This is a genomic window from Bartonella sp. AC535YNZD, from assembly GCF_042196625.1.
Lineage (GTDB): Bacteria > Pseudomonadota > Alphaproteobacteria > Rhizobiales > Rhizobiaceae > Bartonella.
The window spans coordinates 192,116-217,948 of the sequence record NZ_JBHIQP010000001.1; the positions used below are offsets into that span (position 1 = coordinate 192,116).

22 protein-coding genes are annotated in these 25,833 nt (G+C 35.9%); 8 read left to right on the top strand and 14 right to left on the bottom strand.

The genetic code is table 11. The features are described from left to right. Positions 1-164: 164 nt before the first annotated feature. From ACFIM8_RS00655 to ACFIM8_RS00665, 3 genes are all read right to left on the bottom strand, one after another. Entirely contained in the window at positions 165-1,739 is a 1,575-nt protein-coding gene (locus ACFIM8_RS00655; RefSeq protein WP_375614331.1) for a peptide chain release factor 3, read from the bottom strand. Next, positions 1,739-3,400, bottom strand: a complete 1,662-nt coding sequence (locus ACFIM8_RS00660; protein ID WP_375608990.1) for a lysine--tRNA ligase — start codon at positions 3,398-3,400, stop codon at positions 1,739-1,741. Before ACFIM8_RS00660 ends, ACFIM8_RS00655 begins: the two co-directional genes overlap by 1 nt. A gap of 373 nt (positions 3,401-3,773) precedes the next feature. Further along, the gene (locus tag ACFIM8_RS00665) at positions 3,774-5,009 is read right to left on the bottom strand and encodes an argininosuccinate synthase (protein ID WP_375609993.1); all 1,236 of its coding nucleotides are present in this window, start codon (positions 5,007-5,009) and stop codon (positions 3,774-3,776) included. A 166-nt stretch (positions 5,010-5,175) separates the two neighbouring features. Between ACFIM8_RS00665 and ACFIM8_RS00670 the strand changes: the two genes are divergently transcribed. Beyond that, positions 5,176-5,817 carry a LysE family translocator gene (locus ACFIM8_RS00670; RefSeq protein ID WP_375606111.1) on the top strand — a complete coding sequence of 214 codons (642 nt, stop codon included), beginning with the start codon at positions 5,176-5,178 and terminating at the stop codon, positions 5,815-5,817. A gap of 745 nt (positions 5,818-6,562) precedes the next feature. On the opposite strand, the gene rlmN is transcribed toward ACFIM8_RS00670, so the two are convergent. From rlmN to lptC, 6 genes are all read right to left on the bottom strand, one after another. Then, positions 6,563-7,789 carry a 23S rRNA (adenine(2503)-C(2))-methyltransferase RlmN gene (gene rlmN, locus ACFIM8_RS00675; protein ID WP_375614332.1) on the bottom strand — a complete coding sequence of 409 codons (1,227 nt, stop codon included), beginning with the start codon at positions 7,787-7,789 and terminating at the stop codon, positions 6,563-6,565. Positions 7,790-7,831: 42 nt separating this feature from the next. Then, complete coding sequence (locus tag ACFIM8_RS00680; RefSeq protein ID WP_375606225.1) at positions 7,832-8,335, bottom strand: invasion associated locus B family protein; 504 nt, start codon at positions 8,333-8,335, stop codon at positions 7,832-7,834. Between the two features lie 1,886 nt (positions 8,336-10,221). Beyond that, positions 10,222-10,686 (bottom strand): PTS IIA-like nitrogen regulatory protein PtsN, encoded by a 465-nt coding sequence (gene ptsN, locus ACFIM8_RS00685; protein WP_375606109.1) that lies wholly within the window; start codon positions 10,684-10,686, stop codon positions 10,222-10,224. A gap of 910 nt (positions 10,687-11,596) precedes the next feature. Then, complete coding sequence (lptB, locus tag ACFIM8_RS00690; protein ID WP_012754448.1) at positions 11,597-12,391, bottom strand: LPS export ABC transporter ATP-binding protein; 795 nt, start codon at positions 12,389-12,391, stop codon at positions 11,597-11,599. 6 nt (positions 12,392-12,397) lie between these two features. Further along, positions 12,398-12,997, bottom strand: coding sequence for an LptA/OstA family protein (locus ACFIM8_RS00695; protein ID WP_375606108.1), 600 nt, complete (start codon positions 12,995-12,997; stop codon positions 12,398-12,400). A gap of 76 nt (positions 12,998-13,073) precedes the next feature. After that, on the bottom strand, positions 13,074-13,718 hold the full coding sequence (lptC, locus tag ACFIM8_RS00700) for an LPS export ABC transporter periplasmic protein LptC (protein ID WP_375606107.1): 645 nt from the start codon (positions 13,716-13,718) through the stop codon (positions 13,074-13,076). A 186-nt stretch (positions 13,719-13,904) separates the two neighbouring features. On the opposite strand from lptC, the gene ihfB reads away from it, so the two are divergent. The 7 genes from ihfB (at position 13,905) to ACFIM8_RS00735 (ending at position 19,835) form a co-directional block, all read left to right on the top strand. Next, positions 13,905-14,183: an integration host factor subunit beta gene (gene ihfB, locus ACFIM8_RS00705; RefSeq protein ID WP_273790186.1), complete on the top strand. Its 279-nt coding sequence runs from the start codon at positions 13,905-13,907 to the stop codon at positions 14,181-14,183. Between the two features lie 7 nt (positions 14,184-14,190). Next, positions 14,191-14,487, top strand: coding sequence for a lipopolysaccharide assembly protein LapA domain-containing protein (locus tag ACFIM8_RS00710; protein ID WP_375606106.1), 297 nt, complete (start codon positions 14,191-14,193; stop codon positions 14,485-14,487). Positions 14,488-14,659: 172 nt separating this feature from the next. Beyond that, positions 14,660-15,592, top strand: a complete 933-nt coding sequence (locus ACFIM8_RS00715; RefSeq protein ID WP_375606105.1) for a class I SAM-dependent methyltransferase — start codon at positions 14,660-14,662, stop codon at positions 15,590-15,592. A 2-nt stretch (positions 15,593-15,594) separates the two neighbouring features. Then, positions 15,595-16,449 (top strand): TrmH family RNA methyltransferase, encoded by an 855-nt coding sequence (locus ACFIM8_RS00720; protein ID WP_375606104.1) that lies wholly within the window; start codon positions 15,595-15,597, stop codon positions 16,447-16,449. After that, on the top strand, positions 16,439-16,942 hold the full coding sequence (gene lspA, locus ACFIM8_RS00725) for a signal peptidase II (protein WP_375606103.1): 504 nt from the start codon (positions 16,439-16,441) through the stop codon (positions 16,940-16,942). The genes ACFIM8_RS00720 and lspA overlap by 11 nt, the downstream gene beginning before the upstream one ends. Positions 16,943-18,067: 1,125 nt before the next feature. Beyond that, positions 18,068-18,841 carry a Bax inhibitor-1/YccA family protein gene (locus ACFIM8_RS00730; protein WP_375606102.1) on the top strand — a complete coding sequence of 258 codons (774 nt, stop codon included), beginning with the start codon at positions 18,068-18,070 and terminating at the stop codon, positions 18,839-18,841. A gap of 115 nt (positions 18,842-18,956) precedes the next feature. Further along, a complete protein-coding gene (locus tag ACFIM8_RS00735; RefSeq protein WP_375614333.1) occupies positions 18,957-19,835 on the top strand; it encodes an endonuclease/exonuclease/phosphatase family protein in 879 nt (292 codons plus the stop codon). Here ACFIM8_RS00735 and polA read toward each other — a convergent pair. The 5 genes from polA to ACFIM8_RS00760 all read right to left on the bottom strand — a co-directional run bounded on the left by polA (position 19,832) and on the right by ACFIM8_RS00760 (position 25,822). Then, a complete protein-coding gene (polA, locus tag ACFIM8_RS00740) occupies positions 19,832-22,738 on the bottom strand; it encodes a DNA polymerase I (protein WP_375614334.1) in 2,907 nt (968 codons plus the stop codon). The genes ACFIM8_RS00735 and polA overlap by 4 nt on opposite strands. A 326-nt stretch (positions 22,739-23,064) precedes the next feature. Next, positions 23,065-23,772: a DNA polymerase III subunit epsilon gene (gene dnaQ / locus ACFIM8_RS00745; RefSeq protein ID WP_375606099.1), complete on the bottom strand. Its 708-nt coding sequence runs from the start codon at positions 23,770-23,772 to the stop codon at positions 23,065-23,067. 4 nt (positions 23,773-23,776) lie between these two features. Further along, complete coding sequence (coaE, locus tag ACFIM8_RS00750; RefSeq protein ID WP_375608998.1) at positions 23,777-24,364, bottom strand: dephospho-CoA kinase; 588 nt, start codon at positions 24,362-24,364, stop codon at positions 23,777-23,779. Then, positions 24,361-25,233: a shikimate dehydrogenase gene (locus ACFIM8_RS00755; protein WP_375614335.1), complete on the bottom strand. Its 873-nt coding sequence runs from the start codon at positions 25,231-25,233 to the stop codon at positions 24,361-24,363. The genes coaE and ACFIM8_RS00755 overlap by 4 nt, the downstream gene beginning before the upstream one ends. Then, on the bottom strand, positions 25,226-25,822 hold the full coding sequence (locus ACFIM8_RS00760; RefSeq protein ID WP_375606096.1) for a Maf family nucleotide pyrophosphatase: 597 nt from the start codon (positions 25,820-25,822) through the stop codon (positions 25,226-25,228). Before ACFIM8_RS00760 ends, ACFIM8_RS00755 begins: the two co-directional genes overlap by 8 nt. Positions 25,823-25,833: the final 11 nt, after the last annotated feature.

The window sequence follows — 25,833 nt, forward strand, 5'->3', positions numbered from 1 at the left end:
TTGAATATTATAAATAAATTTACTTCTTTCTTTATATAATACAACCTGAAAGTGTTCTTTACATACTCCTTTTGTTTTCAGAAAAAATAACAATATTCAGATCCCTAACTCGATATGAAAAATCATTATCAACCAAATTGTTACATAAAAAATTCTTCTTTACATTAAGAGCTTACTTGATAATTTTTAAAAGTAGAAAATTTTATCTTAGGAGCTCTTTCTGCTTCATAATTTAATGAAAAATGGTTCTCCGCTAAAAAAACTGGATCACCTTCTAAATCATACGCAAGAGCAGAGCGATGATTGTTGAGAAACTTTTGCAACTCATCTTTGCTCTGCGCTGAAATCCAACGGCATAAATTAAAGCGTGCAGACTCAAAATTCACTGGCAAAGAATATTCTATTTTTAATCGCTCTTTTAAAACATCAATTTGCAAAGCACCAATAACACCAATGAGAGAAGGCGACCCATCATCAGGAATAAACAATTGCACAACCCCTTCTTCAGCCATTTGTTGCAAAGCTTCTCTGAGCTTTTTTGCTTTCATTGGATCACCCAAACAAACACGACGCAAAATCTCTGGTGCAAAATTGGGTACTCCCTTAAAAAGAATATCTTCTCCTTCAGTCAAAGTATCACCAATACGCAATGTTCCATGATTAGGAATCCCTACGATATCACCGGCATAGGCTTGATCAGCAATTTGGCGCGAACGCGCAAAGAAAAATTGTGGAGCAGAAAGTGTCATCGGTTTTCCTGTTCTGACCAATTTTGTCTTCATACCACGTTCAAGTGTTCCCGAACATACCCGAAAAAATGCAATACGATCACGATGATTAGGGTCCATATTCGCTTGAATTTTAAAAACAAATCCCGTCATTTTAGGTTCAGTTGCTATGATATTGCGCTGATCTGCACTTTGATCACGAGGACTTTGACCAAAATCAATAAGCGCATTGATCAAATCACGAACACCAAAATTTCGTAAAGCTGAACCAAAATAAACCGGAGTCATATGACCTTCACGGAAAGCTTGAAGATCAAAATTCTTGCACACACTTTGAGCGAGTTCTACTCCTTCAAGAAAAGTGGAACGTTGATACTCTGGAAGTAAATGGACAACCTCACTGGGATTTGAAACGATCCGCTGGGTTATCTCATCATCTTTTTGGCGAAAACGGTTATGATGAAGATCAAAAGTCCCAACGAAATCTTTACCCGTCCCAATGGGCCATGTTATGGGGGCGGTATCAAGAGCAAGCTTTTCTTCAATTTCATCTAAAAGCTCTATAGGATCACGCGCCTCACGATCCATTTTATTGATAAAAGTAACAATAGGAATATCCCGCATCCGACACACTTCAAACAGTTTTAGTGTTCTAGGCTCAATCCCGCGGGCCCCATCCAATACCATGATAGCACTATCAACCGCTGTAAGCGTGCGATAAGTATCGTCTGCAAAATCTTCATGGCCTGGGGTATCTAGGAGATTAAAAATATGATTTTCATATTCAAACGTCATCACAGAAGTCACAACAGAAATACCACGATCACGCTCAATATTCATCCAGTCAGAACGAGTTTGAATACGATCTTTTTTGGCTTTTACTTCTCCTGCAAGTTGAATAGCACCACCAAACAATAAAAGCTTTTCCGTCAATGTTGTTTTCCCAGCATCTGGGTGAGCAATAATTGCAAATGTACGGCGCCGCTTTACTTCCTGTACTCTTCGTTCCATTATTCCTCCATAGGTCGTGCAAGTGCTTCAGCAATCAGTGCACGCATTTCATTAATCCCATAAAGCGCTATAAATGATCCCCATCGTGGACCTCTCTCTTGTCCTAAAAGGACCTCATACAACATTTGAAAAAAAACATTGGAAACGCCAGGCCCACCTTCAGGGCTTTTTTTGCTATGATCTTGATAGCGTTCCGTTAACCGCGCAACATCAAGAAGTGTATTTTGTAGTGTGTTGCCATCAACAGTTTCAGGCAAATTGGCTAATTTTGCATCAATTTGTGCTAATGTTGCTCGTTCGCTGTCATCTGGTATACGAAATTTTTTGTTTGGTTTAACAAAAACATCAAAATATTTAATGGCAAATTTCACCAATTGATCAAGTTCTGGACAAGTTTGCGCATTTGCTCCCTTAGCGTAACGAGAAATAAAACCCCAAAGAACCCCTGCATTCTCTGCATTTGAAGCACTTACCAAATTTAAAAGCATCGCAAAAGGTACAGGTAAATCAACCTGCGGTGGACAACCATTATGAATATGCCATACAGGATTATTGAGCCGTTCTTGCCAACTTTGACGACCATAGGCAGAAAGATGCGCATAATATTCATCCACAGCTTTGGGAATAACATCAAAATAAAGCCGTTTTGCTGTCTTGGGCTTTGAAAACATATAAAGCCCTAAGCTCTCTGTTGGAGCATATGTAAGCCATTCATCAATGGTTAAGCCATTTCCCTTGGATTTGGAAATTTTTTGCCCTTTATCATCTAAAAAGAGTTCATAGTTAAATCCCTCTGGAGGCTTTCCACCCAGTACTTTACAAATTTTAGAAGAAAGATTTGTGGAATCGATAAGATCTTTTCCTGCCATTTCATAATCAATGCCAAGCGCTGCCCAACGCATAGCCCAATCGACCTTCCACTGACACTTAACTTTACCCCCTGTAACCTCTGTTTCTATGGTTTCTCCTGTTTCAGGTTCAATATAAGTAACTGTCCCTTTTTCAACATTACGCGCAATCATTGGTACTTGTAATACTTTTCCAGAAAAAGGAGAAATCGGTAAAAAAAGAGAATAGGTCGCCTGTCGCTCTTCACCTAATGTTGGTAAAATAATTGCCATCACCTTGTCATAACAAGCAAGAATTTTTAAAAGTGTTTCATCAAAACGACCAGAATTGTAATAATCCGTAGCACTTGCAAATTCATAATCAAAACCAAAACGATCAAGGAAAGCCCGTAACCGCGCATTATTTGCCGCTCCAAAAGAAGGATAATCATCTCCAAAAGGATCAGGTACACGGCTCAACGGTTGACCAAGATAATGTTCCATCCTCTCGCGATCTGGCACATTCTCAGGAACCTTGCGCAAACCATCCATATCATCAGAAAAACAAAGTAATTTTGTTTTTACTTTATTCTCTGTGAGAATATGAAATGCATGACGCACCATGGTTGTACGTGCAACTTCCCCAAAAGTTCCAATATGCGGTAAACCAGAAGGTCCATAACCGGTCTCAAATATTATACTGTCTGGGTAACCCGTCTTTTCATACCGTTTGATAATCTTACGTGCTTCTTCAAATGGCCAAGTTCTCGATTGAGCAGCCGCATCCTTTAATTCAGGCGTAAGGCTAAGGGCATCACACTGATTACGCATCATTATTTATCCTAAAAATTATAATCTTCCAAAATAGGGTGTATGGTTCTTGAATTTATTCGTCAATAATAGCAAGCAAAAAGATGTAAATTTCTTTATACTCTTAAGTCACAATACAAAAACCACCCTCACTGTAAACATATTTTGTTCTGATAAAAATCAAAAACATTCAATATTATAAAGCAAAATTGACTTGTTTTGATTATCGAAGCCTTCATTGCTATTATTATCATGGGTTTTGCTTATTATATTTATTAGCGCAGAAGATAAGCTTCTAGTATTGAACGAAAGAACGGTAAAAACCAACAAAAAAATGCTTAAACTAGGCATTTCATACAAAAGCACTAATCCACATTACACTTGTCACTGTAACTTTCTATTTCTTTTCTTTATCATCTTGATGATGCCTTGCTAATGTACGCAAACGTAGAGCATTTAATTTAATAAAACCAGTCGCATCTCTTTGATCATAAACACCTTGATCATCCTCGAAAGTTACTAACTCACTGGAATAAAGTGATTTTTTACTTTGGCGCCCTTCAACAATCACATTCCCCTTATAAAGCTTTAACGTGACTTCACCTTCAACATGTTCTTGAGATAAATCAATCGCTGCTTGCAACATCTTACGTTCGGGAGAAAACCAAAAGCCATAATAAATGAGTTCTGCATAACGTGGCATCAATTCATCTTTTAAATGAGCTGCGCCACGATCTAACGTTAAAGATTCTATAGCTCTGTGAGCCGTTAAAAGAATGGTCCCCCCTGGTGTTTCATAAATACCCCGCGATTTCATACCTACAAAGCGATTTTCTACCAGATCCAACCGACCAATACCATTATCCCGCCCATAATGATTTAATTCTGCAAGTAAAGTTGCAGGAGATAAATTTTTTCCATTGATTGAAACAGCATCGCCTTTTTTAAAGCCAAGAGTGATTCTGGTTGCTTCATCTGGAGCATCTTCCACCGAAAGAGTACGCATATGGACATATTCAGGAGCAGGAAGTGCTGGATTTTCTAAAATCTTTCCTTCTGATGAAGAATGTAATAAATTTGCATCCACTGAAAAAGGAGCTTCGCCTTGCTTATCTTTTTCTACAGGAATTTGATGCATACGCGCAAATTCAAACAGATCTGTCCGACTCTTAAAATCCCAATCACGCCACGGAGCAATAATCTTTATATTAGGATTAAGTGCATAAGCAGAAAGTTCAAAGCGTACCTGATCATTGCCTTTGCCCGTTGCTCCATGAGCAATGGCATCTGCCCCTGTTTCCTTAGCAATTTCAATAAGACGTTTTGAAATAAGTGGACGTGCAATTGATGTTCCTAAAAGATAAGTCCCTTCATAAACGGTATTGGCTCGAAACATCGGAAAAACAAAATCACGCACAAATTCTTCACGCAAATCTTCAATGTAGATTTCTTTAACACCTAGCATTTCAGCTTTACGACGAGCAAGCTCTAATTCTTCCCCCTGCCCCAAATCTGCTGTAAAAGTCACAACTTCAACGCCTAGCGTACTTTGTAACCATTTGAGAATAATTGACGTATCCAATCCCCCCGAATAAGCCAAAACAACTTTTCTAATACTTTTCCACTTTTTCATTCTAAAGCTCTATACGAATTGTTCTTTTTTTCTAAAAAATTAAAACGACACAAGAAATATAAAAATAAATTCTCTTTAAACAACATTAAAAAGACTCAAAAAGCATAAATAAAGACGCCTCAAAGTATAAATAATGAACATTACTTAAAAATAAGAGGAGATTGACGTGTCATTTCTACCGGAGTGGTCTATTGTTGTACAATTTGCTTTAGCATCGTTGATTTTAGCACTTATTCCAGGACCTGATATGATGCTTTCTGTAGGACGAACCATTACACAAAGCAAAAAAGCTGGAATTATGTGCGCCTTGGGAAGTGCAACAGGATTTGCCATTCAGGTTACAGCTGTAGCACTTGGTTTATCAGCGCTTATTTTTGCTGCGCCACACGCTTTTGTTTTTCTGAAAATTGTTGGCGCCTTTTATCTTTTATGGTTTGCCTTTCAAGCATTAAGGAGAAACCCGACACTTTCCTTTGAACCAACATCTTCTAAACCTCAAAGCTCTAAACGTAACTATCTTGCTGGTATTGGAATTAATCTTCTCAATCCTAAAGTCATACTCTTTAACGCAACATTCTTACCACAATTTATCAATGCAAATGATCCTATGGCAACACAAAAGCTGCTCTTTTTAGGACTCTCTTATATTCCTATTTCTTTCCCCATTACAATTTCAGTCGTTTTTACAGCGCATAAACTTACCAAAATCCTTAAACAGAACCCTCTTTATCTTCGCTTTCTCGATTGGCTTATTGCAGGTACTTTTACCAGCTTTGCCCTCCATCTCCTTGTGGTTACAAAACATTGATTTATAAGTGTAATGTATCGCTTTTAATTTAAATAAAAAAACAAATATTATAAGATTTTTTCATTTCAAACCTGTTTATTTTGAATAAAACAATACCTTTCCTTTGTACATCACAAGAGAAGCTGGAGTTTTTGTATGGATAAAAACTATCTAAGAAAAGAATAAAAACACCTCTTATAAACCATCTCAAGTACTAAAAGCTGTTACAACATTGGGAGCTAAAAAATAGAATGGTGGTACCAATTTACACCTTTATTAAACATAAAGGTGTAGGAGTACAATACATTTCACAGAAGCTTTTTGTTATACTCCTCACAAGCATTATCGTGATATGAAGAGTGCACTAAGAGATACTTATGATGCGTGATCTTATTTAAGAAGAATAATAAACAAAAGCATGAGGCACTGCACAATCTCCACTTTTTAAAAGGTATTACCGTAGATGCTTTTAAAAGACACAAAACCTAATTAATGAGTATGATAATAAGGTAGAAATTAGTTACAATCCTTAAGACTTCATATTCCCTCTAAATTAGGCTTCCTTCTTATTTCAGAGATTATGCAAACAGACTATAGACAATCTCTTACCCCATTTAGCATATAAACGCTGAAACTGTTCGTCTAGCACTTATCCAATCTTAATCTCTGTCTCACATATGCTATCGCACGAGGTTTGGATATTAATTTACAAACAAAAAAGCACAGACTTTATATCGCTTCGCTATATAGCTGAAAATTGTATTAACTAATGACCAGCAGCATTTTCAAGTCGCAAACGTTCAGATTTCCGTAAGCGCTCTGAAGCCGATTTAAGCTGTCCACATGCAGCTAAAATATCGCGTCCACGCGGTATCCGAATAGGAGAAGCATAACCCGCTTGATTAACGACATCAGCAAAACGCTCGATTTGATCCCAATCAGAACACTGATAGTTACTCCCTGGCCACGGATTAAAAGGAATTAAATTGATCTTAGCAGGAATCCCTTTCAATAGCTGAATCAATCGCTTTGCATCATCTAAACTATCATTGATATCTTTTAGCATAACATATTCAAATGTGATTCGCTTTGCATTAGAAAGACCAGGATAATTACGGCAAGCATCCATTAGTAAAGAAAGCGGATATTTTTTATTAATGGGAACAAGCATATCCCTTAATGTATCGTGTACTGCGTGGAGTGAAATCGCCAACATAACACCAATTTCTTCTCCGGTTCGGATAATTCCAGGAACAACCCCACTAGTTGAAAGCGTAATTCGACGTTTTGATAAAGAAAGTCCATCGCCATCAGAAGCAATCAATAAAGCTTTTTTAACAGCTTCAAAATTATAAAGAGGTTCTCCCATTCCCATCATAACAATATTGGTAATTTTGCGCCCTTCAATGGGAACAATTGCCCCATCAGGAGTATTCTTATCAGGAAAATCACCCAAACAATCACGTGCAACCAATAACTGTGCCAAAATTTCTTCTGCAGTCAGATTGCGAACAAGCATCTGTGTTCCTGTATGGCAAAAGGAGCAGGTTAACGTACACCCTACTTGCGATGAAAGACATAAAGTACCACGCCCTTCTTCAGGAATATAAACCGTTTCAATTTCAACAGGCCTTCCAGCTCCACGTGCAGGAAAACGTAAGAGCCATTTACGCGTACCATCTTTTGATATTTGTTCTCCAACAATTTCTGGGCGCGCAATGGAGAAATGACACTTAAGTGTTTCTTGCATTGCTTTAGAAATATTCAGCATCTCATCAAAATTTGAAACACCACGTACATAAAGCCAATGCCAAAGCTGACGCACACGCATACGCGTTTGATGCTCTGGTACACCAACTGTCTTTAAAGCTTGCATCATTTCGTCTTGCGACAAACCAATTAAAGAGAGCTTAGAACTCTCCTTCACGACCACATTATCTGTTTTTCGTGCAAAACATGAACCAACTGGTCTAAGGTCATAGGAAATGGCCATTGCTTTCTAATTCACATCACTATTTTAGAAGTTATCGAAACCTTAATGGCACTTTTGAGTTGCATTTAATGCAGCAGTGACCCCTTTTAAGGAATAAGTATAAGTGGTATGCGTTCCTCGTTTTGATATCGCTTTCACTGTCATATTGCTTCCAGCACGCATAGCAGAAACAAGCTGCTTTTCTAGCTCTGATGACGCCAACCAAGCTGAGGAATCTTTAGTGAAAAAATCAAAATCCTTACCTCCAATGGTCACTGTCACTCTAGACCCTTCTTGAAGGGAATAACCAGCCATGAACTGCGGTTCAAACGAAATAGGTGAATGAGAACGCTTGGTAACCAAGAAAAAGTTATCACCATGATTAACTGTCGTTGGAAGAGCCTTCAAAGGTACCGATAACACATAGCAAATCGTATTTTTGGGCGATTTATAAGAATAGGCTCCCCACGCTTCAAATTGATTTAAACGGCTTGGCGTTTGTGCATATGCCACTCCTGCTGTAACAAGAACCATTACAGATGCAGCAATAACAGTCTTTTCAAACATCTTCATTTAGCTCACTTCTTTAGTCTCTAACAAGATTTTCTTCATTGGAAAAATTCAACAAAAACTCCTCGATATTCATGTGTTATTGTCCTAATTCCTTCAATAAGCGAAATATTTTCAAACTAATCAAAATAGATTTCTACGTTTCATTATGACCTTTTAATCGTTACCAAAAAATAAACTTCTTATTCAATAACCACATTAAAAAATAACATCTTCATTTTACGCTACTTATTTCGTTTTTGTATAAAAAACGATTTCTTTAAGCTATAGAACCTCAAAACGAGATGAAAACATACCATCACACTATTAAGAAATAAACCATACTCTTTATATCACAAGCAATCTGATGCAAAATTTTGAAAATACACCCCGGACTCCCCGCAAAAAAGCTTAATCGCCTTACGAATATCACTTCTCGACTTTATGCATTCAATACATTTATGTTCGCAAAATACTCCACCTTTTACTCATTATAGTGCATTCATATTTCGTATTCAACATCGTCCCGATAACACTTTTTCTCAACCTTCAAAAGACCTTGTAAAAATAATAAAATATTATCAAGATATTAATAATAAAACATAAAGAATTTAGATTCTATCTCAATAATCACATACAACTTTGTTTCTTTTGATCTTATTTCCCTATATATTTCATCTCCAATTATTAATTTCTAAAATGATTTTAGTAGCTTATAATAGCTTAATCGTATTATTTTAATGTATCAGACGATATTTTTCTTTCTGTTATAAAAAACTTCTTAAGAATTCTTTTGGAAAGTCTCCTTATCTTATTTCTAAGTAATTTATAAAAAGAAATATAAAACTTTTTTCTATAGCAGTTCTAACATTACCATTTTTTAAACAATATTTTAATCAATTAAAGACACTTAAATAAATCTTCCTATGTATAAAAACTCTTTCACCCAACCTAAAGGTATAATTTTCATTCTTACCGTACAAAATTGTTCTTTAGCATGAGCTCTATACAACAGCAGACATCTAAATCATATCTATAAAATAGTTGATCTCTCCACTTGTGAAGAAGAAAGATGGCACCATAACACTATTTTCCAGCTCCCAATGTTTTGCTGCAACCCTCAATACTTGAGACGATTCATAAGAAGCATCTTTACCCCTTTCTTGTACAGTTTTTATCCACACGCTAATTCCGTTTACAACGTGCAAGGAAATGGTTTTGATTGATTCAACATAAACAAGTTTGGAATGAGAGAATTTTACAATATTCGGATCTCTCATCTAACATGCGAAATAGTGAATTATATTTAAAATCAATATCTTGCTATACTGAAGATACAATATATTTCTTATTTCTTCTTGAGCATTAAAATATTATCCCTAAACACTCAAACTCAACTTACAAAAAAATTCAATGCACAAATAAACTTTTCTGTTGATTTCTTTCCCGCTTTCAAAGGACGAAGATTCTTAATCCAATTTGGACTGAAAAAGTTTGGATTCTTGTCGAGCGGTCTCCTCTTTTCTTCCCACTCATGTGATTCACTTAACTAAAGGCTCTACAGACAAGTCCTGCTTAAAAATATTTACCACGCACTCTAAAAGCACTTAATATATTAAGAAGACTTACAGAATTTATCTCACTATATCTCAAATGACAGTGTTTTTACAGTATAACAGGATAAAAGAATCCACGAACATAATAATTAGATGCTTTAATATACGAGAACAAGAAAGGAAAAGCCCTTCGTTTTTGTTGGTTGCTCTTTAAAAAGAAGGTTCATTTAGAAGTAATTTTCTTAAATCTCATGACACAACCTTTTGTTATTAGTCTTAAGATGCAAATTATATTCTTTCCTACGCTCTGTAGTGCATACCTCGCAATTTATACGCTCATAATACCTTTTAAGCTGCATTTGATTCTGAAGTCTGAATCAATAAAGCATAAAGCGCATTGGCATTATGCGTACTGCGCAACTTTTGTACAACATCAGTGTGACGCAAAACACGTGCGATCTGTGATAAAGCTTTTAAGTGATCTGCACCAGCATTTTCAGGTGCTAAAAGGAGAAAAACGAGATCTATAGGTTCGTCGTCAAGAGCTTCAAAATCAACAGGACTTTCAAGACGTGCAAATATACCAATGATCCGATTAATATCAGGTAATTTTCCATGAGGAATCGCAATACCTCCACCTAAACCCGTTGAACCAAGCTTCTCGCGTTGTAAAACAACATCAAAAATCACATGCTCACTAAGACCTGTTAGCTTGGAAGCTTTTTCGGCTAAAATTTGCAGAACCTGTTTTTTCGAATTAGCATTAAGAGCCGGAATGATCGCTTCCGGTGCTATTAACTCACTCAAATTCATACTTTAATTTTCCTCTTACACGCTAAAATGCTCATCAATAAACCTATAAACGCTATAGATACTTAATGTTCTTTCACTTTTCGCAACATCGCATGTGTTTTTACTTTTCAATTTATAATGGGTGATAGCTCAATACATCTCATATCACTTCTAAAACAACAATAAATAGTATTCGGATCATCATTAACGGCATAAGAAACCAAAGAAATGAAATTGTTCATAAAGTTAATTTCCTTACGACTCTAAAAAAGGCCATTATTCATAAATTTATTAAACTTGTCATAAGAGTTGATGTATAATCCGCCATCAGAGTTTTTCTTTCTTTAAAAATGAGCCCTTAAATTAAGATGAAAAGCATACTGAGCAAAATGGATCTTTACTTTGAAAATTACTGTATAGCTTGAACATCGACTTATAACAAGAATATAAAGATTTTTAGAAATTTAATGATTATTTTAAAAGAGTTATAGATTTAGCCTGATATCTGCAGCCAACCTCCTATTTTCAAATAGGCGATATAAACCAATAAAATACGACAACTCCTATTGAATAACCGCAATATATAACCGGTGCTCCCATCAAAATACCTAAAACAGCATCACCGATATATTATTTGATTCGACAGAGAAAAATATGATAAATATCTTTTACCTTTCAATAACACACGCATTCATTGAGAGCTTCATTTATCACTCATTATCACGTTAATCTAGTGATATCTTTTCTATGATATAATTATGAGTAAGCTAAACTTATAAAACAACAAACTAACCTCTAATGATAAAACCTTTTTCACCACTCAATAACAACATTAAGGTTATAGTCATAAAAGAAGTTTTGGCATAAATAAGGAGATTTTCAGTAATAATGTTTGGTTAAACTTAAATGGAAACTTGTGAAAGCTGTAAAATCAAAGAGAAAACTGATTTCCCAAATAAATTCTGCGTACATCAACGTTGTTGATAATATCGTTAGGACAACCGTGAACTAACACCCGCCCTGTATGAATAATATAAGCGCGATCGACAAGCCCTAATGTCTCACGTACATTATGATCCGTTATTAAAACACCAATGCCACGCCTCGTTAAATGACGAATAAGTTGTTGAATATCGAAAATAGCGATAGGATCAATTCCTGCAAATGGTTCATCAAGTAACATAAAATGGGGACGAGAAGCTAAAGCGCGCGCAATTTCAAGTCGCCGACGTTCACCTCCAGATAACGAAAGCGCAGACATTTTACGTAAATGATCAATTTTAAATTCATGTAAAAGGCTATCTAACTCTTCACGTTGTTTAAGACGATCTTTTTCAACGACCTCTAAAACAGCTTTAATGTTATTTTCTACTGAAAGACCACGAAAAATAGACGCTTCCTGTGGAAGATATCCAATACCTAGACGCGCACGTCGGTACATCGGAAGATGCGTAATATCAAATCCATCAATTTTAATCGAGCCTCCATCAGATTTTATGAGCCCTGTCACCATATAAAAACAAGTTGTTTTACCTGCCCCATTGGGTCCTAAAATGCCAACGGCTTCTCCCGTACGAATGCCAAAAGAAACACCATTAACTGTTCGTCTTCCTCGATAAACTTTAATCAAATTACTGGCAATCAAGGTCCCTTTTAAGGGATTTTTTGAAGCTTCACTTTCAAGATTATACCTATCAGTCTGTTTTTTTCTTTTGATTCCAAACATGAAATCTTAATGGCCATTCTTTTGATTTTGTTTTAAAATAATAGAAACACGACCTTTTTTCTTAGGCGTCTCACAACCTTCTAAAAAAGCCTTTCCGCTTTCCATATTTGCCGTTAGTTTGCACCCCGTTGCCACATTATCACCATCAGTTAACACAACATGATTCCCTGTCAAACTCATCATTTTTGACTTTCCATCAAAAACACCTTTATCACCCGTAGCAACTTGCGTAGCAATTTTTATATAAACTTTTCCTAAAGCTTCCATTTTTTGTATACTCGACGAACCAAATAAAGAAACAGATGATGCCTTTGTATCTTCCTTGTTTTTATCAATTTCTTTATATGCTTTATCGTAGTAAACAACTAATTCTGCCGTTCTTAAAAGACGTTCACCTTGCACCACTGAAACATCACCCTTAAAAAGTGCTATCCCTTCTTTATCACGTATTTCCAAAGAATCTGCATGAAGTTCTACCGGTTCTTTGTCGTTTGATAGACTTATTCCAAAATGAGTCCCTTCAGCATATCCTAAAACTGCTCCTTCTCCTAACATTCCCATGCTAAAAGCTAACATCACACCTATCCATCTTTTGTACGATTTCATTATTTCAATTCTTCTGTTTGTATATACACATACTTCTCTTTATAAATATCCTTTAAAGATTTGTATTGATATTCCGTCATTGCTTTTGAAGCACTAAATGCACATCACCATGGAAATATATGTTTTTTCCTTTTTCTCGAATTTGTAAGGCGTTTGCAGCAAGATGCAAACCGGCCTGCTGAATATTAACACGTTGATCTGTTTTTAACTGTCCCTCGGATAAGTTAATACTAGCTGACATAAATTGTACCATCATCCCATCGTTCGTTGTAATGGTGAATGGCTTATTCAACTGTAAAAAACCATTAATGTTATCGTAAACCCCCCCTTGTGCTGAAAGAAAAACCTGTCTTTGTTGGCCCATAAATGCTCTAGCTGTAATGTTTTGCAACCCAATCATTCCAGCGTGTGTATGGTCTTGAAATGCCTTTTCTGCTTTAAGCCAATAAGGTTCATGAGCACGCGTATACCCTTCTAATTTTGGATTAAGCATCGTCAAATTCATCACGCCACTTTCTCCATTATTCAAAGGCATAGAATCAGAAGTAACGGGAACCAAGAAAAACGTAAACCAGCAAAAAACCAGCGCTGAAAGCAACGCTAAGAGAGGTAAAAAAATTTTTAATACGCTAATGCGACGCGAATGACGGGATGCTTTTTTTAAAACATCTCCAAAAGATGATTGCGTTGAAAAGGCTTCATAATGTTTGTGTACGGACATACTCTCCTGATCTCTTAAATACTCCGCATTTTTAATCTGTATACCCTTTATAGAAGGTATTTTCAAATTTTGTTTCTTGCAATTTGTTTTTTCTTGATTTTATTTTGCTTTTATCCGTTTATATATTGTAATATTATGCATGGAGTGCACAATTACGAAATTTTTTTGTGTGAAAGTGAGGCTATTGTGGTAAAATCAGAGCTTGTGCAAATTATTGCTCGTCATAACCCGCATCTTTTTCAACGGGATGTGGAGAATATTGTAAACGCTATTTTTGAGGAAATTGCAACAGCACTTGCAAATGGCAATCGCGTTGAACTTCGTGGATTTGGAGCTTTTTCTGTAAAAAGCCGTTCAGCCCGTAATGGACGTAATCCACGAACAGGTGAAGCCGTTTCTGTTGAAGAAAAGTGGATTCCTTTTTTTAAAACTGGCAAGGATTTACGCGACCGTCTTAATCAGTGAGAAACTTATGATAATTAAACGTATTCTTCTAACAAGTATCAGTGTGATTCTCGCAGCGGTTTTGATTGTTTTTATCGTGGCTAATCGTCAAATGGTTCCGTTAACCCTTGATCCTTTTCGAGCAAATCCTGAAAGTTTTACTTATCATGCTCCCCTCTTTATATGGCTCTTTATTTTCTTTGGTTTTGGTATTTTATTAGGAAATCTGATCAGTTGGTTTTCCTATCACAAATACAAAAAAGCTCTCAAAAAAAGTAAAGCCGAGATTGAAAAATTGAAAACATCTATCACAAATCTGGTGTAATGGTATTTAAATGAAATCTTTTCTCTCTGTATTCTATATTCAGTACAGAGTTAAAAGTGCTCTTTTTCTTTTTTTATACATGTTTTAATTGACTTTAGCTTTTTTGCACTTTTACGAAACATTTAAGAGCTTTATAATATATTTTTATACCTCATATACCGTGATACAAAACATGCCCCCACAATGCTTTCAATCCTCCCATAATAATAGATATCCGCAGGAAAAGCTGCCCCTTATTTTAGAAACGGGTATAAGCGAAAACTATGCTCTCATTGATTCTGGTCATGGACAAAAATTAGAACGTTATGGAGCTTACCGCATTATTCGACCAGAAGGTCAAGCACTATGGAAACCCGCTTTATCACAGAAACAATGGGCTGATGTGGACGCTATTTTCACGGGAAATCGTGATGAAGAAGGGGTTGGTCGTTGGCATTTTCCTAAAAAGCCACTTAATGAGACATGGCCACTTTCTTGGAATGGACTGTCTTTTCTAGGCCGTTTTACTTCTTTTCGTCATGTGGGAGTTTTTCCTGAACAAGATGCCCATTGGCGCTCTATGGAAGAACAAATTGTTAAAGCCGAACGCCCTATAAAATTGTTGAATCTTTTTGGCTATACAGGTATTGCCTCTTTGATTGGAGCACGAGCGGGTGCGAATGTTACCCATGTTGATGCTTCTAAAAAAGCCATTGCGTGGGCAAAAGCTAATCAAGAAAGAGCAGGATTACCAGATCATTCTATTCGCTGGATTTGCGATGATGCTATGAAATTTGTCGAGCGTGAACTGCGTCGTAAGAAAAGCTATGATATGATTCTCCTTGATCCCCCTGCTTATGGGCGTGGACCCCATGGTGAAGTTTGGCAACTGTTTGATCATTTACCAGATATGATCACAAATTGTCGTAAACTTCTCTCTGATAAACCGCTCTCTGTTGTGCTTACAGCTTACTCTATTCGTGCTTCCTTCTTTGCACTTCATGCTTTAATGCGTGATGCATTTGTAAATCTTGGTGGTAAGGTCGAATCAGGAGAACTTATTTTGCGTGAAGAAGTTGCAGGACGCGCTCTTTCTACTTCCCTTTTTAGCCGTTGGATTGCTTGAATATGTTTAGACCTAAAACTGGCAAAGTGAAAGAAATTACTTCTCTTAGCAACCCCATTATAAAAGATCTTAAAGCGCTCAGCCAAAAGAAAAATCGTAATAAAGAAGGTCTTTTCATGGCAGAGGGATTGAAGTTGGTCATTGATGCTCTCGATCTCGGCTGGACAATACAGACGCTTATTTTTTCTAAAAGCAAAATCGGTAATGCTGCTATCGAAAATATTGCTGCACGCGTTGTAGCCAATGGTGGTTTTGTGATTAAAGCTTCACAAAAGGTTATGGAATCACTTACCCGACGCGATAATCCACAAACAGTTATTGGTATTTTTAAACAAAAATGGCAACCTCTTGAAATGATAACTGAACAGACTAAAGATGTTTATATCGCGCTTGATCGTGTGCGTGATCCTGGAAATCTTGGTACCATTATCCGAACTGCCGATGCCGTAGGTGCTAAAGGTGTTATTTTAATTGGCGAAACAACAGACCCTTTCTCGCCTGAAACAGTTCGTGCAACTATGGGATCAATTTTCTCTATACCGCTTTATCGTTTTGATGAAAGCGCCTTTTTAAACTGGTCTGCTCACTTTAAAGGCATGATCGTTGGCACGCATCTTAAAGGATCTCTGGATTATCGGACACTTGATTTCAAAAATGGTCCTGTTATCCTTTTAATGGGAAATGAAAAACAGGGATTATCAGATATTCTTACAAGGCGGTGTAATAAACTCGCGCGTATTCCACAAAGTGGACGTGCTGATTCGCTTAATCTAGCAGTAGCAACAGCTGTTATGCTTTATGAAATCCGTCGCCCTTATTTAATACTGGAACCATGTGAGGAAAAACATGATTCGTAAATCACTCCCTTTTCTTCTCTTGGGCTTGGCTTTTACAGTAGTACTTGATCAAGCTGTCAAATACTGGATTATGCACAATATGCCTTTAGGAACAGAAATTTCGCTTATTCCTTTTCTTTCCCTTTATCATGTGCGCAATTCTGGCATTGCATTTTCATTTTTTTCTTCCTTTTCTCACTGGGGAATCATCGCCATCACGATCATTGTGATTATCTTTCTTCTATGGTTATGGAAAAATACTGAATATAATAAGTCTTTAATGCGCTTTGGTCTTATCCTTATTATTGGAGGAGCAATAGGCAATCTTATTGATCGTATTCGCTTTCATCATGTCACTGATTATATCCTTTTTCATATTGATGATATCTTTCATTTTGCTATTTTCAACCTTGCAGATAGTTTTATCACTCTTGGTGTTATTGCCATCCTTATTGAAGAATTGCGTACTTGGATGAAGGCAAAACGTCATTCCAATAGCACATCTTCTCATTGATATGTTCAGCGCCTTAAAAACCAGAGGTTATTAATCATCACAAGTCTGATTACAAATTGATTTTTCTCAATCAATTCTTGTTTCTAATAATTTCATGTGTTTCTTTTCATGGAATTATAAAACCTTACTTTCACTTGATCTTTATATACTTGATCCGTGTAAAAGGAATGAACTCAAATAGAAACCAATAATTTTTTATTCATATGTCCTATATCCCATTCTGAGAGGAAATATTTTACAGCATTTAAATTCTGTTCATTTGCTTAAAACAATTACTTTTCATATGTTTTTTAGTTTTTACAGGCGTCATTTTTACAGTGTTTTTCTTAAGCGCTTCGTGTAAAAACACCCCTCTTTTATTTATATTGCTTAATAAGCAACATCTTTTAACTATTTTCAATGTTTTATTTATAATACAACATATTGATATATAATGATAGTTTACCATTTTGTATATTGAATGAGAACCCTAAATTTCTTTTATTTCGAACTTTCGCATGTTGAATTAATTAAAACCATGTCTTTTACACACCAATCTTGCTTGTGTGGAGCAAGCAAATAAATAACCTTGATTGATTTAATATAAGAAAATTTGTCATCAGAGAATCTTACGATATTCGGAGAAGAATTTAGCATACAAAACGATAATTTATTATTATATATCAGTTTTTATATAAAAAGATTCAATTCAATAGGTCTTCTAACCGTATAGAGCAGATGCAATATTGTAAGTTGAAAAACAGTGCGACGACATTTGCCTCTCTCTTCATCAAAGCAAAGACCGTTGATACCTTACAGAGAATTATATTACACAATTTCTATGAACAGTAAAAAAATTTTAAGTATAGTCTTTTTATCTTGCAAAAATATGGCAAAAAATGGAAATATTATTTCATCAAAATAAACTATTTCCTTACCAATTTGTAAGGTTCCTTCTTCAGATAAATCTCTTGTAATTTTTAAATAAATCTCCATAATAAGAGCAGATGTGCTGGAATTCCGCCAGTGATTCTTAGGGTTTTTGTGTTAGCCAATTTAGGACTTATACGAAGTGTTTATCTGTAATGACAGAGGTACTTTTAAACCCCAATATCTGACGGAACATATGCTAAAGGATTTTATATTATGGCTAATTTTAAAAATTTACGTTCGGCGCCTGCTTCTCATGCCGATGCATCAATTGATCTGGGATTGCGCGACTATATGTTGGGTGTCTACAATACAATGGCCATTGGTTTGCTTATTACAGCTGCTGCCGCTTATGCAATTGTATCATTAGCAACGACAACAGATATGAGTCAAGCAGCAGCTCAAATCAATAGCAGTGTTTATTTAACATCTTTTGGAGTAACATTTTATACATCACCATTCTCTTATATTGTTATGTTTGCACCACTCATAGCGGTCTTATTCCTCAGTTTTAAAATTAATACACTGAGCACAAATGCTGCTCGTAGCCTCTTTTTTGGTTATGCTGCTCTGGTTGGTCTTTCACTATCTTCAATCGTTTTGCGTTATACGACAGAAAGTATTGTACAAACCTTTGTTATTTCCGCTGCAACTTTTGGAGCTCTTTCACTTTATGGATACACAACAAAGCGTGATCTTACAGCAATCGGTTCATTCTTATTTATGGGATTGATTGGTTTGTTACTTTCTATGATTGTAAACATTTTTCTTGGGTCAAGTGCTTTGCAATTTGCTATCTCCGTTATTGGTGTTTTTATCTTTGCTGGTTTAACAGCTTACGATACTCAAAACATTAAGTTGATGTATTACGAAGGAGATGAAGGTGATACAAGAGGACGTAAAGTTATTATGGGTGCATTGAATCTTTATCTTGATTTCATCAATATGTTTGTCTTCTTGCTACAATTTCTTGGTTCAAACCGTGATTGATTTTAAAAGATCATCGCTTAATGAAAGAACCTTGTTTCCAAAAGAAACAAGGTTCTTTTGTTTTTAGTGTAAGTTTTTACCCTTTGCCTCTTAGAGATTATATTCTTTTCGCAAAATGACAAAAATACCTTACAAGCAAAAGTTTCCTTGGTTTACTGGTTTTATCCAACAAAAGCTCCATAATTCTCTTTTAAAGGCAATCTATAGCCGCTCTCATCATCAACCAAACATCATCAAGCCAAATGATAATTATGATCTAACCGTTGCTTCCTATAATGTGCATAAATGTGTAGGTACTGATAAAATTTTTAATCCTACACGTATTGTACGTGTTATTAATGAATTACAAGTTGATATCCTTGCTCTTCAAGAAGCAGATAAACGTTTTGGAGAGCGCGTTGGCTTGATTAATCTTCAGCTATTAAAAGCTGAAACTGGCTTGATTCCTGTGCCTCTCAATACCATGTCACCTCATGGTCATGGTTGGCATGGGAACGCTCTTTTTTTGCGAAAGGGATATGTACGTGAAACTTTACAAATCACTCTTCCTGGTATTGAACCACGTGGGGCTGTAATTGTAGAATTGGAAATGCAAGCAGGCCCTATTCGTATTATTGCGGCTCATTTTGGCTTATTACGTTATTCTCGTAAACAACAAACAAAAATGCTTCTTGCAATTTTGCAAAATCGCTCCCTTATGCCTACACTCCTCATTGGAGATTTTAATGAATGGCGGATAGGAAAAGGCTCATCTTTGAACCATTTTTCTCCCTATTTTGATAACACACTTGAAGTTGTGCCAAGCTTTCCTTCGCGTTTTCCTCTTTTAGCCCTTGATCGCGTTTTTGCTTTTCCCCACCAATTGGTAACAAATATTGAAAATCATCATTCACCACTTGCACGTATTGCCTCAGATCATTTGCCTATAAAAGCCTACCTTAATCTTGCCAACGCCATGAATGTTCTTGAACATAAAATAAATAAAAAAAGTTAATGTGCCTCATCCCAATTTTGAGCTGTCATGACTTTTACTTCAAGGGGTACAGATAAAGATAAAACCGGCATTGTAGCATTTTCCATAACATTTTTAACAACGTCCATGGTTTTTTTACTCTCTTCTTTTGGTACTTCAAAAATCAGTTCATCATGTACTTGCAGCAACATTTTTGCTGATAGATTTTCTCCTTTTAAAACATCTTCCATCTGTATCATAGCGCGGCGAATAATATCTGCAGCAGAGCCTTGAATCGGGGCATTAATAGCTGCCCGTTCATTAAGGGAACGAATTTTTACGTTCTTTGCTTTTATTTCTGGATAATGGATACGACGTCCAAAAATTGTTTCTACATAACCATTTTCACGTGCAAAGTTTTTTGTCTTTTCCATATAATCTTTAATTCCTGGAAACCTTTCAAAATACAATTGAATATAACGACCCGCTTCTTGGCGTGAAATTCCTAATTGATTGGCTAAGCCAAAAGCTGAAATACCATAAATGATACCAAAATTAATCGCTTTTGCACGCCGTCGTATATCTGAATGCATTCCCTCTATTGCAACGCCAAACATTTGTGACGCCGTTATAGCGTGAATATCGTGTCCTTTAGCAAAAGCTTCTTTTAATGCTTTTATATCCGCAATATGTGCAAGAATGCGTAATTCAATCTGACTATAATCAGCAGAAAGCAACACGTGCCCTTTGGGAGCAATAAAAGCTGTTCGAATTTTACGTCCTTCAGCAGTTCGTACTGGAATATTTTGCAAATTTGGCTCTGATGATGACAATCGCCCTGTTGATGTTATTGCCAAAGAATAATTCGTATGAACACGCCCTGTTTTTGGTAAAATATAAGAAGGCAAAGCATCGGCATAGGTAGATTTTAGCTTTGCAAGTTGACGCCACTCAATAATTTTACGCGGTAATAGATGACCTTCAGCAGACAACTCTTCTAAGGTCTGTGCAGAAGTTGACCATTGTCCACCCTTGGTTTTAGCACCTCCAGGTAATCCCATTTTGCTAAAAAGGATATCCCCCAATTGCTTTGGCGAAGCAAGATTAAACTTTTCACCAGCTTGTTTGTAAATTTCCTCTTCTAGAATCAAAGTAGCTTGCGCCAATTCTCCTGAAAGGCGCAATAAAATCTGCCTATCAACAAGAATCCCACGTTCTTCCATTCTTGCAAGAACTTCTACGAGTGGTCGATCAAGGCGATCATAAATTTTTGCCATTTTTTGAGCAACAAGTTGCGGTTTCAAAACTTGCCAAAGGCGTAGCGTTATATCGGCATCTTCCGCCGCATAAAGGGTAGCTTGTTTTAAATCTACTTGTGCAAAAGAAGTAATTTTTTTTCCTTTATGCGTTAAATCCTTATAGGCAATTGGTTTATGTCCAAGCCAACGTTCAGACAAATCATCCATATTATGGGTTAAAGTTCCAGCATCAAAAGCATATGACAAAAGCATAGTGTCATCAAAAGAACGTATAACAATGTCGTATTGCTTCATCACCAACCAATCATATTTTATATTCTGACCAATTTTTAACACCGCTGAATCTTCTAATAGCGGTTTTAAAAGTGCCAAAGCTTTTTGGATCTCAATCTGCGAGGCAATACGCCCATCCCTTAAAAGGTCCTCTTTTTCCTCAAAATGTTCAAGTGGTATATAAGCTGCTTTTCCTGGTTGTAATGCCAGTGAAAAACCAACAAGCTTTGCTTGCATCGGATCAAGAGAGGTTGTTTCAGTATCAAAAGCAAAAAAGCCCTGTTCTTGTGCTTGCCATAACCATTCTTTTAAAGTTTCCTCCTCAAGAATCGTTGTGTAAGTATCTCTTGTAATTTTTTGAGACAGTGCTTGATCTTTACGTTTTTGTGCAAAAACTTGTGGAGAGTTTTCAGAAAAATTATGAAAAGATGCACGTTCAGTATTTTTTATATCTAAATCATGTCCATAGCTTAGTTTTTCCCATTCAACATCTATATCAAGTGCATCAATAACAGCTGCATCGCATGACGTTGCCTCTGCTATGCGACGCGTTAATGTTGAAAACTCCATCGCTTTCAAAAAAGCAATTAAACGCGGACCATTTTGTGGCTCCAAAATAAAATCATCTAAATCACTGTCTATAGGGACATCTGTTTTAAGCCTAACAAGCTCACGAGACATTTTAACTTGTTCTCTATAAGCTTGAATGTTTTCACGCCGTTTTGTTTGTTTAATTTCTGTTACGCGTTGCAATAAAAGATCAAGAGAACCAAATTCATTTAACAACTGGGCTGCAGTTTTGGGACCAATGCCTGGAATACCCGGTATATTATCCGTTGAATCTCCAATCAAAGCTTGTAAATCAATCATTTTTTCAGGTTCAACACCCCATTTTTCTATAACTTCTGAAATACCTATATGCTTATCTTTCATTCCATCATACAAGGACACATGTGTATTTACGAGTTGCATAAGATCCTTATCAGAAGAGATAATGGTTGTCTTTGCCCCAACCTTCGTTGCCAATTTTGCATAAGTAGCAATTAAATCATCCGCTTCAAAACCTTCCTTTTCAATACAAGGCAAATTAAAAGCTTTTGTTGCTTGGCGTATCAGAGAAAATTGAGGAATTAGATCTTCAGGAGGTTCAGCGCGATTCGCTTTATATTGAGGATAAATTTGTTTCCGAAAAGTATCAGATGAATAATCAAAAATAACAGCAAAATGTGTTGGAATAATACCCATAGCTGTATTACGAGCATCACAAAGTAATTTCCATAACATATTACAAAAACCAGCTACCGCTCCTACAGGGAGTCCATCCTTTTTACGTCTTAAAGGCGGCAAAGCATAGTAAGCACGAAAAATGTAGCCTGATCCGTCAACCAACAAAAGATGATCTGTTGCTTTCATGATAATTTTATTTCTCCATTTCAGCTAAAAAACAAATTACCTGTATATATTTTTTTCATTTTTATTTTATTTTTTTACTTTGCCTCTAAAAAGCCATTTTTTCTTTCCATAAGACATGAAGTCGTTGCACTTATATTAAGTACCTAGAGCTTTTCTTTGCTGTTACAGGATTAATAGCTTTCATTTTGCTCCTCCTATGATAGCTGAGGTACAATGTAACGACAAGGTCGTTGTGGTGTTCCCCTCCCCACAACGACCGTTTTTTTTGGTATCCATATTTTATATTTTTAACCTTAAATAGCTTGTTTAGAGAAAAGATAAGAATATTATTCATAAACTTTGAAGTTATTCCACAGAGCTTTTTCACCCATTTTATTGATAAAATCAGCATGCAATCTTTTTTCTTGCGCACTCAATCTTGAAGGTAAAGCCTGTGGGCGAAATTTAACTGCATAAGGCATATCTTTGTCACTTTGAGTATGTTCATCAACACTCTTTCTGTTATCAAAACCCAATATGCCCTGCTTTCCACCAATCAATTCAATATAAACATCGGCCAAAATCTCTGCATCAAGTAAAGCACCATGAAGAACACGATGGCTGTTATCAATTCCAAAACGTTTGCATAAAATATCAAGAGAATTAGGACCCATAGGGAATTTACGCCGTGCCATAGCCAATGTATCAAGAATATTATCAACACTGATGAGCGGCTTATTGACGCGTTTTAATTCTGCATTAATAAAACCAATATCAAAACTCGCATTATGCGCAATCATTGTCGCGCCATTAATAAATTCCAAAAATTCATCAACAATATCACTAAAACTTTTCTCGTTTTTTAGGCGTTCATTGGTTAATCCGTGAATTGCTACAACTTCATCAGGAATAATAACGCCTTCAGGGTTTAAATAAACATGAAATTGGCGCCCTGTAAGATAACGATCAACCATTTCTACACAACCAATTTCGATTATGCGATCTTTCTCTTTATCTAAACCTGTTGTTTCTGTATCAAAAATAATTTCACGCATGATTTTAATTCTTTAGCAATTTTTTTATCACATCAAAAACCTGTTGACGGGTATTTTCTAAATCTTTCCCTGTATCAATAATAAAATCAGCACGTTCTCGTTTTTTTTCATCTGGCATTTGTTGGGCATTGATAAAGGCAAATTTTTTCTCATTCATACCTTGGCGAATCATTACACGTTCTTTTTGTATTTCTGGTGGAGCAGAAACAACAATAACGCTATCTACACGATTTTCACCATTTGTTTCAAACAGAAGTGGAATATCAAGAATAACTAATTTTTCCCCTTGTTTGCGCGCTGTATCAATAAATTCTTTTTCTTTTTCTTGCACCAAAGGATGAATTATTTTTTCTAATGTTTGTAATTTTTCCTTATCATCAATCAAAATTTCAGAAAGTTTCAAACGGTTAACTTCATCGTTTTCAACAACACTAGGAAAAATACGCTCTATGAGTGACAAAACTGGCTCACTTTTATAGAGTTGTTGTACCGCCTCATCAGCACTAAAAACAGAAATACCCGCTTGTCTGAAAAAATCAGCAACTGTTGATTTTCCCATAGCTATTGATCCAGTTAATCCTATAATTTTCATTCTCTTTCTTCACTCATATCCTCTAAAATGGCTGTCCTTAACGCTTTTGTTACCTGTGGTTTTATTCCAAACCACCGTTCAAATCCTATAACAGCCTGATGAAGAAGCATCCCAAGCCCATCAACCGTTTTGAGATCACAAGCCTTTGCCTGTTGTAAAAAAGGAGTTATCAATGGTGTATAAACAATATCTGTTACTAATGCCGTTGTTTTTGCTTTATGAAAATCGCAAAAAAAAGAATCACTTTTTTCTTCCGGATTTTTTATGCCAATAGAGGTTGTATTAACAATTAAATCAGCTTGATGAAGTATTTCATGGATTTTATGCCAATCGTAAACTTTAATGATCTTTCCAAAATGCTGAGCTAAATTATCAGCGCGTTGTTTTGTACGGTTAATTAAATAAATTTGTTCAAATCCGCGTTTTTTTAAAGCATATAGGATAGCGCGTGCAGCGCCCCCAGCCCCAAAAACAAGAGCTGTTTCCCCTCCCCAATCAGATGCAAAATCATCAAGATTAGCACTAAAACCATAGGCATCACTATTTGTGGCACAAAGTTTATCTCCTTCATACCAAAGTGTATTAGCAGCACCTATCATTGTTGCTCTCTCGTCTTTATAATCTGCTAAACGAAAGGCTTCCTGTTTATGAGGCAAAGTAACATTTCCTCCACAAAAGCCCATTTTTTGTAAAGAAACAATAAAATGACTAAATTCTTCGGATGTTACTTCCTGTGCAAGGTATTCTCCTTGTAAACTATATTGTTTAAGCCAAAAATTGTGAATTCTTGGCGATTTTGAATGATGAATAGGAGAACCAACAACAAAAGCACGCGGATAATTTGTCTTTTTTATTATTAAGTTAACCATCAATAATTCCTAAGTGGCGCAATTTTATGAGTAGAGGCAGCAAAGGTAAACCAACAATGGTAAAAAAATCTCCTTCAATTTTTTCAAAGAGATGAATCCCTTCTCCTTCAATTTGATATACTCCTACGCTGTTTAGAACATCTTTTCCTACGCGTGCTAAATAACGTTCAATAAATTCTAACGAGAGTAAACGTACAGACATATGTGCACTAAAAGCTTCAACCCAAATTTTTTGACCATTTTTAAATAAAGCTACCGCACTATGAAGAGAATGGGTTTTTCCTGATAACTCACATAAACGTTGATGTGCTTCCTTAATATTTCTTGCTTTATGAAAAACTTTACCTTCCAAATCAAGAACTTGATCACAACCAATAACGAAAGCATCAGGAAAACGATCTGAAACATTTTTTGCTTTTGCACTTGCAAGAAAACAGCTAAGTTCTTTAGGTGTTTTTTCTTTTGTTGTTTTTTCTACTTCTCTCTCATCAAAAGAAGCGCCTTCAATTAAAAAATTTAAACCTGCCTTTTTCAACAACTGTGCACGATAAAAACTAAGAGATGCTAATATTAACGTATCTGCGTCCATGAGGATTTTCT

Excerpts from the sequence above, each read along its gene's own strand:
- ACFIM8_RS00655 (WP_375614331.1), bottom strand. The coding sequence starts at position 1,739 with ATGGAACGAAGAGTACAGGAAGTAAAGCGGCGCCGTACATTTGCAATT.
- ACFIM8_RS00660 (WP_375608990.1), bottom strand. The coding sequence starts at position 3,400 with ATGATGCGTAATCAGTGTGATGCCCTTAGCCTTACGCCTGAATTAAAG.
- ACFIM8_RS00665 (WP_375609993.1), bottom strand. The coding sequence starts at position 5,009 with ATGAAAAAGTGGAAAAGTATTAGAAAAGTTGTTTTGGCTTATTCGGGG.
- rlmN (WP_375614332.1), bottom strand. The coding sequence starts at position 7,789 with ATGGCCATTTCCTATGACCTTAGACCAGTTGGTTCATGTTTTGCACGA.
- ACFIM8_RS00680 (WP_375606225.1), bottom strand. The coding sequence starts at position 8,335 with ATGTTTGAAAAGACTGTTATTGCTGCATCTGTAATGGTTCTTGTTACA.
- ptsN (WP_375606109.1), bottom strand. The coding sequence starts at position 10,686 with ATGAATTTGAGTGAGTTAATAGCACCGGAAGCGATCATTCCGGCTCTT.
- lptB (WP_012754448.1), bottom strand. The coding sequence starts at position 12,391 with ATGTTTGGAATCAAAAGAAAAAAACAGACTGATAGGTATAATCTTGAA.
- ACFIM8_RS00695 (WP_375606108.1), bottom strand. The coding sequence starts at position 12,997 with ATGAAATCGTACAAAAGATGGATAGGTGTGATGTTAGCTTTTAGCATG.
- lptC (WP_375606107.1), bottom strand. The coding sequence starts at position 13,718 with ATGTCCGTACACAAACATTATGAAGCCTTTTCAACGCAATCATCTTTT.
- ACFIM8_RS00710 (WP_375606106.1), top strand. The coding sequence starts at position 14,191 with ATGATAATTAAACGTATTCTTCTAACAAGTATCAGTGTGATTCTCGCA.
- ACFIM8_RS00715 (WP_375606105.1), top strand. The coding sequence starts at position 14,660 with ATGCCCCCACAATGCTTTCAATCCTCCCATAATAATAGATATCCGCAG.
- ACFIM8_RS00720 (WP_375606104.1), top strand. The coding sequence starts at position 15,595 with ATGTTTAGACCTAAAACTGGCAAAGTGAAAGAAATTACTTCTCTTAGC.
- lspA (WP_375606103.1), top strand. The coding sequence starts at position 16,439 with ATGATTCGTAAATCACTCCCTTTTCTTCTCTTGGGCTTGGCTTTTACA.
- ACFIM8_RS00730 (WP_375606102.1), top strand. The coding sequence starts at position 18,068 with ATGGCTAATTTTAAAAATTTACGTTCGGCGCCTGCTTCTCATGCCGAT.
- ACFIM8_RS00735 (WP_375614333.1), top strand. The coding sequence starts at position 18,957 with ATGACAAAAATACCTTACAAGCAAAAGTTTCCTTGGTTTACTGGTTTT.
- polA (WP_375614334.1), bottom strand. The coding sequence starts at position 22,738 with ATGAAAGCAACAGATCATCTTTTGTTGGTTGACGGATCAGGCTACATT.
- dnaQ (WP_375606099.1), bottom strand. The coding sequence starts at position 23,772 with ATGCGTGAAATTATTTTTGATACAGAAACAACAGGTTTAGATAAAGAG.
- coaE (WP_375608998.1), bottom strand. The coding sequence starts at position 24,364 with ATGAAAATTATAGGATTAACTGGATCAATAGCTATGGGAAAATCAACA.
- ACFIM8_RS00755 (WP_375614335.1), bottom strand. The coding sequence starts at position 25,233 with ATGGTTAACTTAATAATAAAAAAGACAAATTATCCGCGTGCTTTTGTT.
- ACFIM8_RS00760 (WP_375606096.1), bottom strand. The coding sequence starts at position 25,822 with ATGGACGCAGATACGTTAATATTAGCATCTCTTAGTTTTTATCGTGCA.